This window comes from Agaribacter flavus, assembly GCF_042646125.1.
GTDB classification, from domain to species: domain Bacteria; phylum Pseudomonadota; class Gammaproteobacteria; order Enterobacterales; family Alteromonadaceae; genus Glaciecola; species Glaciecola flavus.
Genome location: NZ_JBHRSW010000039.1, coordinates 17,592 through 30,748, shown reverse-complemented (window position 1 = coordinate 30,748; position 13,157 = coordinate 17,592). Strand labels below are relative to the sequence as shown.

At 42.3% G+C, this 13,157-nt stretch carries 14 protein-coding genes; 6 read left to right on the top strand and 8 right to left on the bottom strand.

Annotated features, from left to right (window positions below; translation table 11 throughout):
• Positions 1-8: 8 nt before the first annotated feature.
• From ACFOHL_RS14885 to ACFOHL_RS14870, 4 genes are all read right to left on the bottom strand, one after another.
• Positions 9-1,334, bottom strand: a complete 1,326-nt coding sequence (locus ACFOHL_RS14885) for a hypothetical protein (RefSeq protein WP_376921035.1) — start codon at positions 1,332-1,334, stop codon at positions 9-11.
• A 72-nt stretch (positions 1,335-1,406) separates the two neighbouring features.
• Positions 1,407-1,973 (bottom strand): hypothetical protein, encoded by a 567-nt coding sequence (locus ACFOHL_RS14880; RefSeq protein ID WP_376921034.1) that lies wholly within the window; start codon positions 1,971-1,973, stop codon positions 1,407-1,409.
• Positions 1,974-2,498: 525 nt separating this feature from the next.
• Complete coding sequence (fghA, locus tag ACFOHL_RS14875; protein ID WP_376921033.1) at positions 2,499-3,341, bottom strand: S-formylglutathione hydrolase; 843 nt, start codon at positions 3,339-3,341, stop codon at positions 2,499-2,501.
• Complete coding sequence (locus tag ACFOHL_RS14870; protein WP_376921032.1) at positions 3,334-4,455, bottom strand: S-(hydroxymethyl)glutathione dehydrogenase/class III alcohol dehydrogenase; 1,122 nt, start codon at positions 4,453-4,455, stop codon at positions 3,334-3,336. The genes fghA and ACFOHL_RS14870 overlap by 8 nt, the downstream gene beginning before the upstream one ends.
• A gap of 153 nt (positions 4,456-4,608) precedes the next feature.
• Between ACFOHL_RS14870 and ACFOHL_RS14865 the strand changes: the two genes are divergently transcribed.
• Positions 4,609-4,902 (top strand): hypothetical protein, encoded by a 294-nt coding sequence (locus ACFOHL_RS14865; protein ID WP_376921031.1) that lies wholly within the window; start codon positions 4,609-4,611, stop codon positions 4,900-4,902.
• A gap of 21 nt (positions 4,903-4,923) precedes the next feature.
• On the opposite strand, the gene ACFOHL_RS14860 is transcribed toward ACFOHL_RS14865, so the two are convergent.
• Together ACFOHL_RS14860 and ACFOHL_RS14855 are read right to left on the bottom strand one after the other, a co-directional pair.
• Positions 4,924-5,187: a hypothetical protein gene (locus ACFOHL_RS14860; RefSeq protein ID WP_376921030.1), complete on the bottom strand. Its 264-nt coding sequence runs from the start codon at positions 5,185-5,187 to the stop codon at positions 4,924-4,926.
• A gap of 36 nt (positions 5,188-5,223) precedes the next feature.
• Positions 5,224-5,742 (bottom strand): DUF2058 domain-containing protein, encoded by a 519-nt coding sequence (locus ACFOHL_RS14855; protein ID WP_376921029.1) that lies wholly within the window; start codon positions 5,740-5,742, stop codon positions 5,224-5,226.
• Between the two features lie 374 nt (positions 5,743-6,116).
• On the opposite strand from ACFOHL_RS14855, the gene ppnP reads away from it, so the two are divergent.
• From ppnP to ACFOHL_RS14840, 3 genes are all read left to right on the top strand, one after another.
• Positions 6,117-6,401, top strand: coding sequence for a pyrimidine/purine nucleoside phosphorylase (gene ppnP / locus ACFOHL_RS14850; protein WP_376921028.1), 285 nt, complete (start codon positions 6,117-6,119; stop codon positions 6,399-6,401).
• An 87-nt stretch (positions 6,402-6,488) separates the two neighbouring features.
• Positions 6,489-7,430: a DUF547 domain-containing protein gene (locus ACFOHL_RS14845; protein WP_376921027.1), complete on the top strand. Its 942-nt coding sequence runs from the start codon at positions 6,489-6,491 to the stop codon at positions 7,428-7,430.
• Positions 7,431-7,498: 68 nt separating this feature from the next.
• Positions 7,499-9,034 carry a hypothetical protein gene (locus ACFOHL_RS14840; RefSeq protein ID WP_376921026.1) on the top strand — a complete coding sequence of 512 codons (1,536 nt, stop codon included), beginning with the start codon at positions 7,499-7,501 and terminating at the stop codon, positions 9,032-9,034.
• A gap of 174 nt (positions 9,035-9,208) precedes the next feature.
• Here ACFOHL_RS14840 and ACFOHL_RS14835 read toward each other — a convergent pair whose 3' ends face one another.
• Positions 9,209-9,658 (bottom strand): YHS domain-containing (seleno)protein, encoded by a 450-nt coding sequence (locus ACFOHL_RS14835; RefSeq protein ID WP_376921025.1) that lies wholly within the window; start codon positions 9,656-9,658, stop codon positions 9,209-9,211.
• 74 nt (positions 9,659-9,732) lie between these two features.
• Positions 9,733-10,170, bottom strand: a complete 438-nt coding sequence (locus tag ACFOHL_RS14830; RefSeq protein ID WP_376921024.1) for a BLUF domain-containing protein — start codon at positions 10,168-10,170, stop codon at positions 9,733-9,735.
• 116 nt (positions 10,171-10,286) lie between these two features.
• Between ACFOHL_RS14830 and ACFOHL_RS14825 the strand changes: the two genes are divergently transcribed.
• Together ACFOHL_RS14825 and ACFOHL_RS14820 are read left to right on the top strand one after the other, a co-directional pair.
• Positions 10,287-10,904, top strand: a complete 618-nt coding sequence (locus ACFOHL_RS14825; RefSeq protein ID WP_376921023.1) for a GGDEF domain-containing protein — start codon at positions 10,287-10,289, stop codon at positions 10,902-10,904.
• A gap of 108 nt (positions 10,905-11,012) precedes the next feature.
• On the top strand, positions 11,013-12,983 hold the full coding sequence (locus ACFOHL_RS14820) for a methyl-accepting chemotaxis protein (protein ID WP_376921022.1): 1,971 nt from the start codon (positions 11,013-11,015) through the stop codon (positions 12,981-12,983).
• The last annotated feature ends 174 nt before the right edge of the window (positions 12,984-13,157 follow it).

Below are 13,157 nucleotides of genomic sequence, written 5' to 3'. Positions count from 1 at the left end.
AAGCGTCCTTATAGCTGAACATCAGGTGTGGCTTCTAATTCATATATTTTACGCAAGTGTTGTTTCCACTGCAGGTACTGTTCTGTTGCTGTACCTTGTAATTCAATAACTTGGTCTTCAAATTTCATTTCAGTACTACTGACGGACAAGTCAACCGCTTGGCCTTTTTCCTCAATAATCGCATTTTGAACTTTTAGTTCGGAATTACTTTGAAACGCGTCATTAACAGCATAAATAGAACCTAAACCCGCTATCACGGCACCGGCGCCTTTTGCGCCAGCCTTTGCCCGCTCAGTTCCACTACCGGTACGATCAGCGTCGCGGCTGTCTTTTGAAGACTCAGAGGCAAGAATACCGGCAAGAATAGCTAGTCCCACACCCACACCTGCCTTTATATTCCTATTGCGTATCGCCTCTCTGCGTGCAGCAATTTCGGGTAAAGTCTCACGCTGCCATTGCTCATACGCGTCACTAGTTTCAGCATAAAATGTGTCATATTGATCTTGCAAACGGTCTACGAAGAGCAGCTCTTGCGCACGTAAATCCTCTATGCGAGCCAACATTGCATCATCTTCGGCCGGCAAACCTGTTAGTTCAAACTTATAGTAGCGTTGACCCTGCTTCTTTTTAATTTCGGTGGATAAATAGCTGCCATAGGCTTCAGGGCTATAGTAACGCGCGTATCTGAGCAACGCGGTTTCCTTGATTTTCTGCTTGGTCTCGGTATCTAGCTTACTCAATAATTCAAGTACGTAGTCTCGACCTTTGTCAAAGAGGGGTTGATAGGGGTTTTTATCTTTGTTTCGTTGATCTCTAAAATAGCTCTCCGACACTTCATGCTCAAAGGATTTGATGCCTAATACTTCTCCTGTACTGTCAACAACAGTAAGTTGCATGCCGACTTGCTCGCTGTCAGAGTTAAGTATTTTCCCGAGTACAAAAATGTCAGCTGTCGTATTGGCGTTAGGCACTACCCTTACTGCGCCAAAGGCTTTTGTTTCTTCTAATGCATTTTTGGTTTCTACCGCAAACAACTTGGCTTCAGTGCGCCTTAATTGAGGCCAAATGCCAGAGTCATCTAATTCTTCATAATCGATTTCTGTGCTGTTTTTCAATAGAGGAAAGCCCGGAGAAAAAGTCGGCACGGCCACATCTAAGAAGATCTCTGCATTCTGCAACTTTTTGTATTTTGACGGCGCAGTGGTATTACTAATGGGCTCACTCGGCCCAACCAACAAGGGCGTATTGCTGTGTCGGCTAGTTGTACTTTGGCAAGCCGACAATAGCAGTGTGGCTATACCCAATATCAAAAACGTAAAGTGGGCTGATGTCATTGTAGGATATCCTTAATAATCTTGTTACCTGCTAGGTAGCCTTCGTAATTGAAGGGCACATAGCCTAGTTCATTATCCACATTTATATTGGCGATACTGTTTTTCAAAACCACTGCGAGCGGTGCCCGTCGCTTTTTGGATTTCTTCCCAGAGTAATTGACAAATGATCGCGTCGTTGTTCTTCGGTTTTATCAATCCTCTTTTAGTGGCTTTTTGTTGAGTATGCGGCGTCTGTGATTCGGATGCTTCAACTTCTTTTGTTTCTTTGACAGGGTCAGTGGCTTCAGTTATTTTCTGTTCGCTTTCTGCACGTGCACTCTCTGCTTCACCCTGTCCCACACTGTCGCCCTTGTTTGTTTCATTCCCACTGCTAGCCATATTCTTCTGAACAACATTGATACAAGTAGCATAGCTGTCAATTGAATCATGGAGGATCCGTTCCATGCGCTGAATCTTTTCGGCTCGAGTAAGTAAGGTCGGATCGAGTTCATCAATTTTTACTTGCGTGCACTCGTAAGCCTGCCCTGCTTCATCCTTACTCTCAAAGGCATTTACCCCATTTACCTCTACTAGCCCAAAGATAATGAGCAATAAAAAGTACTTTTGTATTGCCAATTTGCACAAACTATTTTTTATCAACGAATATTTATCTCCTAGAACCTGCGAACAAGGCGCGTATGCTGGGTTGCGTATCAGTAGTAAACCAAAATGCTTAGGAAATACTCAGGTAGCAACAAAATATATTTTTCGTTCAAGAAAAATCAAAGCAAAGGTGGATTTACTCGCTCTGATTTTGTTGCCATCTGAGTATTTCCTAAGCCATTTAGCCATCATTACATGACTTTTGATTGTACTCAGTCACAAAGGTTCATGTTATCTGTTAAAACGTAAAAGACCTACAAGACAATTGTAGGAGAATTGTGAGAATTTGTAAGAAGCCCATGTCGAATTGTTTCTACTTCCTAAAAGCAATCAAGCAGCGTAATAACGTCTTAACAATAGAGGTCGGAAAGCATAAAACCCAAAAGGCCTGGAAGCCTTGGCGAAGCCACTAAGAATGTGGCTACAGCGTCGTTATGCAAACCTCCCTCGAACACCATTACATGCTGCTCAACAACAAATTAATCAACAGTCAATTAAGCAGCAATAGTACTGCTAAAAACTTTACATTGCAGAGAGATGTTCAGCATGAAAACGCAGATGGTCTTCTATGAAACTCGATACAAAAAAGTAGCTATGATCGTAGCCATTTTGATACCGAATATCGATAAGCCCTAAGTTAGACGCACTTTCGATGGGTTTGGTTAAACACTGTGTATCCAAAAATTCATCACTCGCCCCTTGGTCAATCAATATGGGTAAGGTAAACGCCGCGCTGCGCATGTTGAGCAATTCACACGCGTCATATTCACGCCATGCTTCTTCATTTTCGCCTAAATAAGCAGCCAGCGCTTTTTGCCCCCAAGGACAAGCAACAGGATTGACTATCGGCGCAAAAGCACTAACAGAAATATAGTGCTCAGTGGCTTTAAGCGCAGAAATTAATGCACCATGCCCGCCCATAGAATGACCTGAAATAGCGACTTTTTTACCGTCAGAAAAGCGTTCTTTTATGATGTCGATGAGTTCAATATTTATGTAGCTAAACATCTTGAAGTGATCGCTCCAAGGCCTTTCTGTCGCATCGACATAAAAGCCAGCACCTTGGCCTAAATCATAGGCCTCATCATTGGCAACGCCTTCACCACGGGGACTCGTATCAGGGCAAACGATAATCAAACCTAATTCAGCCGCCACCCGCTGTGCCCCAGCTTTAGTAACAAAGTTTTGGTCGTTACAGGTTAGGCCACTCAACCACAATACTACCCCTACTGTAGGGGTCGAGACTGGTGGCATAAACACGCTAAATATAGCCTCGCTGTTTAAATACTTGGAGTAATGTGAATAACGCTGTTGCGTGCCACCAAAACATTTATTTTCGGACAACAGCGTGAGGCCATCACTCATAACTAACGACCGAACGAATCGATTTGCCAGCATGCATTAAATCAAATGCTTCGTTTATTTCTTCTAAAGGCATGGTATGCGTAATAAATGTATCTAATTCAAACTCACCGTCCATATAGCGTTCTACATATTCAGGTAGTTGAGAACGCCCTTTTACGCCGCCAAACGCAGAACCGCGCCAAACGCGCCCTGTGACTAACTGGAAAGGTCGCGTAGAAATTTCTTTACCCGCGCCTGCCACACCAATGATGACAGATTCTCCCCAACCTTTGTGGCAACATTCGAGTGCTGAACGCATCACATCCACATTACCGATACACTCAAACGAAAAATCTACGCCGCCATCGGTATGCTCAACAACCACTTCTTGAATAGGCTTGTCGTATTGCTTTGGATTTAAACAGCTTGTGGCACCCAGTTTTTTAGCTATGTCGAACTTATCTTCATTGATATCAATGGCAATAATTTCTTTTGCACCCGCAATCCTTGCACCAATGATCACTGAAAGTCCAATGCCGCCCAGTCCAAATACAGCTACCGTGTCGCCTGCTTGTACTTTTGCTGTGTTTAATACCGCACCAATGCCTGTGGTTACACCGCACCCAAGCAAGCACACTTTTTCCAGAGGGGCTTCTTTGGGAATTTTAGCGACTGCAATCTCAGGTACTACGGTTTTCTCAGCAAATGTAGACGTGCCCATGTAGTGGTATATAGGTTGTCCGTCTTTTGAAAAACGAGTTGTGCCATCTGGCATTAAACCTTGACCTTGGGTAACGCGGATTGCCTGACAAAGGTTAGTTTTACCAGAAAGGCAAAACTTACATTCACCACATTCTGGGGTGTATAGGGGGATTACGTGATCGCCAACTTCTAGACTCGTCACACCTTCTCCTACCATTTCCACTACACCCGCGCCTTCGTGCCCGAGTACAGCAGGAAATATGCCTTCAGGATCTTCACCCGAAAGTGTAAATGCATCAGTATGACAAACACCTGTCGCCACCAAGCGAATAAGGACTTCACCTTTTTTGGGTAATTCTAAATCGAGCTCTTCAATTGACAAGGGCTCTCCTGCTTTCCAAGCAACCGCCGCTTTTGTTTTGATAGTAGGCATAAATATTCCGAGATTGTTCAAATTTGCCGAAAGTTTACATCAGTCCCAAGCCATCAGCAAAGACAAACCGCGTTTGTGCACAGGCAAATGGAATTAAAATTGATTTCGCCGGTCTACTATAAAGCTGTTTCTTTATCCCGTCGGTGACAAACAATGAAAGTATTAGTAAAAACACATGCAAATAAGCTTGTGATAGTGAGCATGTGTATTTTAGGGCTCCAAGCTTGTATGAGCAAAGAAGCAGTCAATAATGAGCATCAACTGCGAATGCAGCGCTGTGAGCAATATGTCGGTATGGCTCAGATAAACTGCCTCAAAGGGCAAAACGTCACTATCGATGAATACAAGGATGATTATCGAGAATTCAAAAAAGACCAAAAGCAAAAAGAAGCCGACGAAGCCCCTAAAATTAAGCCTTTATTGGAAACAGATAAAGACGGGCAATAGGGCTAGCAACGAACATTGTAGCTAACAGCCGCCGCCGTCGCCACCACCTCCGCGATCGCCGCCACATGAGCCGCCATCACTACCGAAGTAGCCGCCAACACCATTGGCGCTTTGCCCTTTGCTTGTCCCAAGCGAATTAATCGCACTGAACAAACGAAAGGCAAGCGACAAGCATAAAAAGACAAAAACGATGGGCAATAGCTTGCTGTATAGTATGGATGAAGCGCTGATATCCATGTACTTCCAAGTAAAAAACAAGCCTAAACTGGCTGCAATCCAATACATTATACTCTCCTTTTTTAACGATCCTGTATCGCTCAACTACCACATTAAATCGTCAGGTACCACGAAGTCTGCATAGGGATCGTCCTCATCCGGTATCTCTTCTTCAGGTACTTTATGCTCAACAATTTGTGTTTCGTCACGAGCGGCAATCTTATCGGCGACAACGCCTGGGATGACTACGTAGGAGTCGTTCTCTCGTGCTATCGCCAAAATACCATTCAGCAGTTGTTGACGAGTTATTGTATCAACCAACATGCTTTTAATAAGTGTACCATCTTTAAAGTTATATTTTAGCTCTCCAGATACACTTATCTTATTTGAAGCAATCAACTGCTGTATTTGCGCCTTGATTTCCTTGGTAAGCAGTTCGGCTTTTTGTGCTTGATTTAAGGCTTTGTCCTTTTCTGCTTTTTCGCTCTTATTGGCTTCTACACTTGCCTTTACTTCTCGAGCCAGCTGTCGAGATTTCTTTGAGCCTTTTTTAGCCTTTTTCAGTTTTTTTTCATTGACCAGACCAGCTTTTAACATTTGATCTTGTAGCGATAATTTAGCCATCACTTATACCCATCCTAACTTTTTATAAGACTAAGTTTCATTTAGGAAACATGAGTCTTTAGAAACCCATCGACCCTAACTGCATAAGTGTAAATGTTAGATCTTTGGATTGAAAGGCAAAGTTGATAGCATCACCGCGTTCTGTCGCGGCAAGGTCAAATATGGCGCTTCTCCCTTGTTTGTTGCAAAATTTATTTTTCTTAAATGCAAAATCAAAGCGTATATGGAGATACTCGCAGCGGTTTTTGCGATAAACAAGGGATAAGCACCAGATGTAACACCGCCATGTACGTTTTGTGTTGATGCCTTTAGATCATATACCGACGAAGAATCTTCCTATACAATCTCACGCTTATTTCTATGAGGATAAATGTATGTTTAAAGTGAACGAATATTTTGATGGCAAGGTCAAGTCAGTGGCGTTTAAAGGTGAATCACTGCCCGCGACAGTAGGCGTAATGGCACCGGGTGACTACACCTTTGGCACGTCCGAATTTGAAACCATGACGGTGGTATCAGGTGCACTTATTGTTCAACTCCCCGATGAAAGCGACTGGCAAAAGTTCAATGCTGGTGAAACGTTTACGGTTGAAGCAAATAAGGAGTTTTTAGTTAAGGTCAGTACTGACACTGCTTACTTGTGCACCTACGGCAAGTAAGGTTTAAGTCTAAAGTGAAATAAACTGGCGCGAATACCGTTCTATAAAAAACAGCATATTCAAGTTTGGACAATACAGGGTAGTCTAATGCAATATCCATTTTCACGTCGTCAGACAAACACAAGACATATAGGTAATCTTTTAAGTTATGTTGTGAGTTTGGTTGTATTTTTCGTCACTGCAAATACCTTTGCTCAAGACGATATACACCAACGATGGGCAGCAAATGTAGAAAGCCAACCATTTGAAGTTGACCACCAGCCGCTCAATCAAATACTGGCCTATATTACTGCGGAAAGCAGTAGCCAAGATCAATATAGCTTTTTCAAGTTACAAGGTCCGGCCTTAAAGTTTGTAAAAGATTACCGCGCATACCTAGAAAATGTGCCGGTTTCTAAACTTAATAAAAATGAGCAGTTGGCCTATTGGCTTAATTTGCATAACGTACTAGTTATCGAAAAGTACGCCACTAACTTAAAACAAGCCAAACGTTTAAAGAAAAAGAAAGGCACACCAGATAATGCTGGCGCTTGGTGGTCTGAAAAATTAGCCACGGTAGAAGGCATCGGCCTGTCCTTAAACGATATCGAAACCAATATTCTCGCCCGCCATTGGGACGAACCTTTATTTCTCTATGGCCTATTTTATGGGGTAAGAGGACAAGGATTCTCTGGCACGCAAAGTTTTACTGGGAAAAAAGTACAATCACAACTAGCTAAGTTAGCGGCAAAATTTATTGACAGTGATCGCAACATCGACGTTAAGAAATCGGAAATTGCCGTATCAAGCTTATTGGCTTGGCACAAAGCAAAACTGTTTGACAACAGTGATGAAAACTTGATCAAGCACCTACAGGACTATGCCCAAGGTGACAAGGCTTCGCAGTTGGCCGCTGTGACAAGTGTGAACCAAAAGCACAAGTTTGATTGGAAAAGCTTGAATCAACGCCCTCCCAGACAAACAAGACCTGTAAACGGAGCAGGAGCAAGCGCAGGCTCGGCAGGACCGGTATACCGCGGAGGCTCGTAAGCCTCCGTTTTGCAATAATGCTTGGTTCTAGCAAGCCTACACAGCGTCGATATTCTTTATTGAGGAATATGCGATCAAACAAAGTCCTATTTATATCACTCGCGCTTTTTAGCGCGAGTATTTTATTATTAGTCTTAATTAGCACCGAATTTGCTTACACAGCCGTCTGGGAAGACACGCAAGTTTATACTTATGTTGCGTCCATGATATTCGCGACAATGTGCTTTTTTGCTTTCTGCTACTTACTACATGCAAAACAGAGCGCCAGTTACAATGTTTCACCAGAAAATAAGGTTTCAAAAAGCACCGCAACAAAAACTAGCTCAATAAAATGGTTGATATCGATTCGTAGCATTTTTGTCATTGGCTTACTTGCTCGCATTATATTTATACCGACCAATGCCGTGCTAGAAGACGACTTCTATCGCTACTTTTTTGATGGTGAACTGCTCACGCTCAAAGCAAATCCATATAAGCATGCACCCAATGATTTTTTGAATGACTCCCAAGGCTTATTGATACAAGAGCCATCCGGTCTTTTACAAGACAAGGAAAAGCCCGTGGTCAATTCACTTGTCTATCGAGTTGCATACCCTGATATCAGCACCATTTATCCACCAGTGGCACAGTTTTTCTTTGCCTTGTCATCCTACATTGCCCCCTACGACTTAAGCATTTGGCGAAGCTTATTGCTCCTTTTCGAAATCATAAGCTTTTACCTGCTTGTCAAACTCTTAACTGTCTATCGAAGGCCAATCTATTTCATTAGCCTGTACTGGTTAAATCCGTTGTTGATAGTTGAGGGTATCAATGCTGCACACATGGACGTCATACTAGTGCCCTTTATTTTGGCCTCGCTTTTAATGATACAAACACAACGCTATACCCTCGCCGGTGCGTTATTGGCAGCGGCGGTTGGCGTTAAACTTTGGCCTGTTTTACTCGTCCCCTTCGCGGTTGTTTACATTGCGAGCAAATACGAAAGAGGTCATCGCCTTCACTCTATTTTAGGCTTCTGCTTTGCTTTTGCGAGTTTGACAATACTGTTACTGCTTCCACAACTGCTGAGCTTAAGCTCACAGTCTGGCTTGCAGCAATACAGCCAATACTGGCAAGTAAACAGTTTTATATTTTCCATCCTTGATTCTGGCTTGGTGGCAGCGTACGAACTCAGCACCTCAGATTGGTTAGTAGATCCAAATGAGCTTAGCCGCTTACTTGTCTCACTCACCATTTTGATATTTATAGGCAAGCAATCACTCAGCCACTTGATTACAACGCTGGCAAACAAAAATGTGAGGCCTCATGATCCCTTAGCACTCGCCAATCATTGGTTTTGGCTTGCCTTTTTGCTATTTATCTTGTCGCCTACAGGCTACCCTTGGTACGCATTTTGGTTTATGCCACTACTATGCTTAAGTATCAATCGCACTAACTGGCCGATTCTGTTGTTGAGTATGAGCCTCCATTTATACGACTTGCGCTACCCGGAGCCTAGTGCTGAAGTCTTTGAAACGTGGATCGTCACCATTACTTTTTTACCCGTGTTAGCCGCATTGCTTTGGCTACAATACAAGCACAAAAATGAACAGCACGTTCATTAGGTTTTAGTCTATGCAAGTAACTTGTCTATTAATAGATGTGCCATGTTCCGGAAACGTATCGGGCAGCAAAAACAGATCCTACGAGGCAAGAATCCCTTTTTGAAGTCCCAAGGATGGGTTCAAGACGACTTTGCTTTTGCGACCCAATACTTTCCAAGAACCTAATTTGTCTTTTTATAGTTCCACTTCTTTTGCGTACTCGATGTCGGCTTTTTGAATATAGCCTTCGGGATCTTCCAACCAGTCTTCGCGAACACTTTTACTGTAATTGAGGTACAACTTGCCATCGCGAATGGTGAATGCATCTTCATCTATGCCGACAAATTTGCCTCTCGACATAGCGTAAGCACAATGACCACCATATTGCGGGGCATATTTTTCAGGCGAAGCCACAAATAAGGCCTTGTTTTCTTCCGAAGAAAAATGCCATTCTGCTCCCCGCCATTCTGTAGTGATTTTTTTGTTCCCTTTTACTGCTTTGTTTTCAGTAAAATAAGCCACCGTATCATAGCCGTATATGGCAAAATTGTTGAATGTACCAGTTTCTATCGCATCTTCTTTAGCAAGCGTATTCAGTGAAAAAGATGTAATGACAAGCAAAAGCAGTAGTCGTGCAAAATTCATAGTTGTGTCCATCGTGTTATGTTAATTTGTGAGTAAACCTACCAGAGCATACTTTAAAATGAATGTGTTTTTCGTCAAGCGCAATTAGTTTTTTCTTTAAAGTGTTGAAGTAACTCAATGCCTACACCTTTTTTGTTATCAAGTTCGCTTTGCGCAGAGTTAAGATAATTGATGTAACCATTCAATCTTTCCAAACTCCTGTTATCTTGCTCCTCTATCCTTTTGAAATCCATAGCCCATTGGTCAAAACTTCGTCTAAATACTAATCGTTTGGACAGAACTTCCACATTTTCATGCCGGCGATCGTTTTCAATGGTCGAAAATAAACTGTTTACAGTCACTCTACTTCCTTCTAAGACTTGTATAAACGTCGATTTTCCATCAAATAGCAACAGTCCAGTGATACCATTTTTATTATTAAAGGCTCTCGCTACCTTTAGTAAATTTACTAACTCATCGTCGCAAAAATCAATACTTGCGCGACTGACATATACCAGTTCTATCAACAACATTCCTCCTTGCAATGAGCCTTTGAATAAAGCTTACATAAAAAAGTATTACCTGTACAATACAACCACACAACCCTCTCAAGTTATTGCTATAATCAGGGCACACGCGGGAGTATTTTATGGCACTCGCCAATTCCATAACTACCGGTAGCTATGTTTCGACGCTTTACCATTACCTTGGTTTTGGCACAAAGCACGTTATTGCTTACGGTAAATCTCGAATAACGGATGCATTAAAATCAAACGAAGAACTGCTGATGTGGAAGACGCTGGCACTTACTGACGAGCTCACTGGATTGCACAATCGCCGATCTTTTCTGCTACAAATCGAACATCAAATTTCTATCGCTAAACGATTTAAAAAGACCCTAAACTTGGTATTCGTAGACGTAGACAATTTTAAGCAAATAAATGATACGCAAGGACATGCCGCTGGTGACCAAGCTCTTATTAAACTCGCCAAACTGTTAAAACACTCAGTGCGTGGAACCGATGTGATAGCCCGTATTGGAGGAGATGAGTTTTGTATTATCATTACTGGTGATTCGAACGCAGAAGTGCAAATCGTGATTAGTCGGCTGCAAAACCAAGTACACAAAATACGTTTGAACGAAGAATGTAATTTTTCCTGTAGTTTTGGCGTATCGGTGTTTGAAAAGGATGGCATGAATACCGAAGAGTTATATAAAGCAGCAGATGAGGCAATGTATAAAAACAAACAGCTGAAATTGATGTAATGTTTTAGTTTTACAGAAAGTTGCCGATATACAAACTACCAAGGTAAGTGAACGAACTATCCAACTTCAATGCAGTAGCCCTGGCCGCGCATTAAAAGGAACTTGTATATGCAATCATGGTTGTCAAAACGGATCGCGGGGCTGTCATTAGCGCCAGCAATACTATTAGTTTTATTTATCCTATTTTCGCTCTGCGGCTCATACAAGACTCTGCATAATGCAGCTTTAACAGAGACGGAAGCGAGTTTGGCGGTCTTGACCAATGCCGCAACCACCGAGTTACAAAAAGAACGCGGAATGAGTGCTGGCTTTATTAGTAGTCAGGGGACGGCGTTTGGCGAAAAATTGCGCGCACAACGCAACAAAGTCGATAATGCCATCTCTGCCGTGTTTGCATTCGAAAAGTTAAATGATATACCTAACATTGAGACAATCCTTGTCCACCCCCTTTCCGACCAAGTTGATAAACTCCCTACACTTCGCAGAAATGTTGATTCACTGAGTATTTCGGCGGCAGAAAACGTCGCACAATACTCGCTAAAAACACAACTTTTACTCGATTTTAATGGCAAATTGGTTAATACCTCGGACAGTGCCTTGGGTAAACAAGGTTTTGTGATTTTGTACAAACTCGCTTTACTGCAAGAGAGCTCGGGGCTTGAAAGAGCCTTATTAAGCACATTGTTTGCGACAAAAAACGTGACACCGGCGCAAAAAACCAAATTTGAAACCCTAAGCTATGCGCAGCAAACGGCATTGCACGACCTGAAAATGCTGTCGACGGAAGAGTTTTTATGGGTGTTAGAAGGATTTCTTAACAGTCGACCTGAGCAAAATACTTGGCAATATAGAGAGCAAATCAAAAATTTTCCCGAGCAAGCACTCAACTACAATAGCGAAGTCTGGTTTAGTGCAGCGACAGCGCGAATTGGCGAAATTGCAAATATGGTAAATAACTTATTTTCGCAATTGATTACGCGTGCGCAAAGCGAACGCCAACTGGCTTTGAATATTGTCATTTTGGACATCGTGTTGCTTGTTGTGACTATTGTCATTGCCGGTGCAACTTTCTTAGTATTAAAAATACGTAAAGCACAGTCGAACGAATTACAACACAAACTAAGAACCATCACGGACAATGCAGACTTGACCCTAGAGATCGCTCATATTTCTAACGATGAACTTGGCAAAGTCACCGTGCTAACGAATGATTTGATACATCGTTTTAAAAACGATTTATATACTTTTCAAACTGCTGCAAACGATATTGCATCGGCTAGTCATCAATCCGCTACCTCTGCCGCCACGACTAATGACAATATTCGCTCACAACAACAAAACATTTCAAACAGCTTAATTTCGGCAGAAACATTGAATATTGGTATCAACGAAGATTTGCAAAGCATTGTAAAATTAGCCGAATATGCGGCTGAGTCTGCCAAAACAGTCAATGACGGTGAAAACACGGTTAAGAGCGCAGTGATGGGGATCCGCAATACAGCAGAAGAAGTCAAAAAAGTCGGTGCCACTATAGAATTGCTGAATGATAAAGTGGGCGAAATACTCAAGATGGTCGACGTTATTCGCGCCGTCGCTGACCAAACTAACTTACTTGCCTTAAATGCGGCAATTGAAGCCGCGCGTGCTGGCGAACAAGGTCGTGGCTTTGCTGTCGTAGCAGACGAAGTACGCGCGCTTGCCCAGCGCACACAAGATTCGACAGAAGAAATCGCCAGTGTGGTAGATGACTTAAACGAGAGCTCCAATCAAGCATTTAGCGCGATTGCAGCAGGATCAGAAACCGCTACAAAATCAGTCGAACTGGCAGACGATATAAACCGTGTTTTGTCTCATGTCGCTGACAATATGCGGCAGTTGCAATCATTAACTGAAAATGTGGATCAATCTGCACAACAACAAAGCTTTTCAGTAAAACAAATTACCGACGCGATACGAAATGTTGACGAAGTATCAAAGAGCAATAGCCATAGCTCACAACAAGTCGCATCAGCCGCTTATCAACTATCAAAAGTTGCAGATGGCATGTTAGATAATATTAAGCGCTACAAAGTATCATAGTGCGCTTTTAACAAAGCGTATACACTCCTAAGCAATATAATTTTTTATACTTAGGAAGCGATTTCAAGGTTATTTATAAGACTAAAGTTTTATTAATATTCCTTTTTAAGGTAATAAATCACGTAAATCGCTTGAAAAATTTGATTTAATTTGACTTAGCTCAAAGCCCTACCT

What these genes read in the sequence shown, in the direction of transcription:
- ACFOHL_RS14870 (WP_376921032.1), bottom strand. Translation starts at nt 4,455, where the DNA reads ATGCCTACTATCAAAACAAAAGCGGCGGTTGCTTGGAAAGCAGGAGAG.
- ACFOHL_RS14825 (WP_376921023.1), top strand. Translation starts at nt 10,287, where the DNA reads ATGGCACTCGCCAATTCCATAACTACCGGTAGCTATGTTTCGACGCTT.
- ACFOHL_RS14865 (WP_376921031.1), top strand. Translation starts at nt 4,609, where the DNA reads ATGAAAGTATTAGTAAAAACACATGCAAATAAGCTTGTGATAGTGAGC.
- ACFOHL_RS14885 (WP_376921035.1), bottom strand. Translation starts at nt 1,334, where the DNA reads ATGACATCAGCCCACTTTACGTTTTTGATATTGGGTATAGCCACACTG.
- ACFOHL_RS14820 (WP_376921022.1), top strand. Translation starts at nt 11,013, where the DNA reads ATGCAATCATGGTTGTCAAAACGGATCGCGGGGCTGTCATTAGCGCCA.
- ACFOHL_RS14860 (WP_376921030.1), bottom strand. Translation starts at nt 5,187, where the DNA reads ATGTATTGGATTGCAGCCAGTTTAGGCTTGTTTTTTACTTGGAAGTAC.
- ACFOHL_RS14835 (WP_376921025.1), bottom strand. Translation starts at nt 9,658, where the DNA reads ATGAATTTTGCACGACTACTGCTTTTGCTTGTCATTACATCTTTTTCA.
- ACFOHL_RS14830 (WP_376921024.1), bottom strand. Translation starts at nt 10,170, where the DNA reads ATGTTGTTGATAGAACTGGTATATGTCAGTCGCGCAAGTATTGATTTT.
- ACFOHL_RS14840 (WP_376921026.1), top strand. Translation starts at nt 7,499, where the DNA reads ATGCGATCAAACAAAGTCCTATTTATATCACTCGCGCTTTTTAGCGCG.
- ACFOHL_RS14845 (WP_376921027.1), top strand. Translation starts at nt 6,489, where the DNA reads ATGCAATATCCATTTTCACGTCGTCAGACAAACACAAGACATATAGGT.
- ppnP (WP_376921028.1), top strand. Translation starts at nt 6,117, where the DNA reads ATGTTTAAAGTGAACGAATATTTTGATGGCAAGGTCAAGTCAGTGGCG.
- fghA (WP_376921033.1), bottom strand. Translation starts at nt 3,341, where the DNA reads ATGAGTGATGGCCTCACGCTGTTGTCCGAAAATAAATGTTTTGGTGGC.
- ACFOHL_RS14855 (WP_376921029.1), bottom strand. Translation starts at nt 5,742, where the DNA reads ATGGCTAAATTATCGCTACAAGATCAAATGTTAAAAGCTGGTCTGGTC.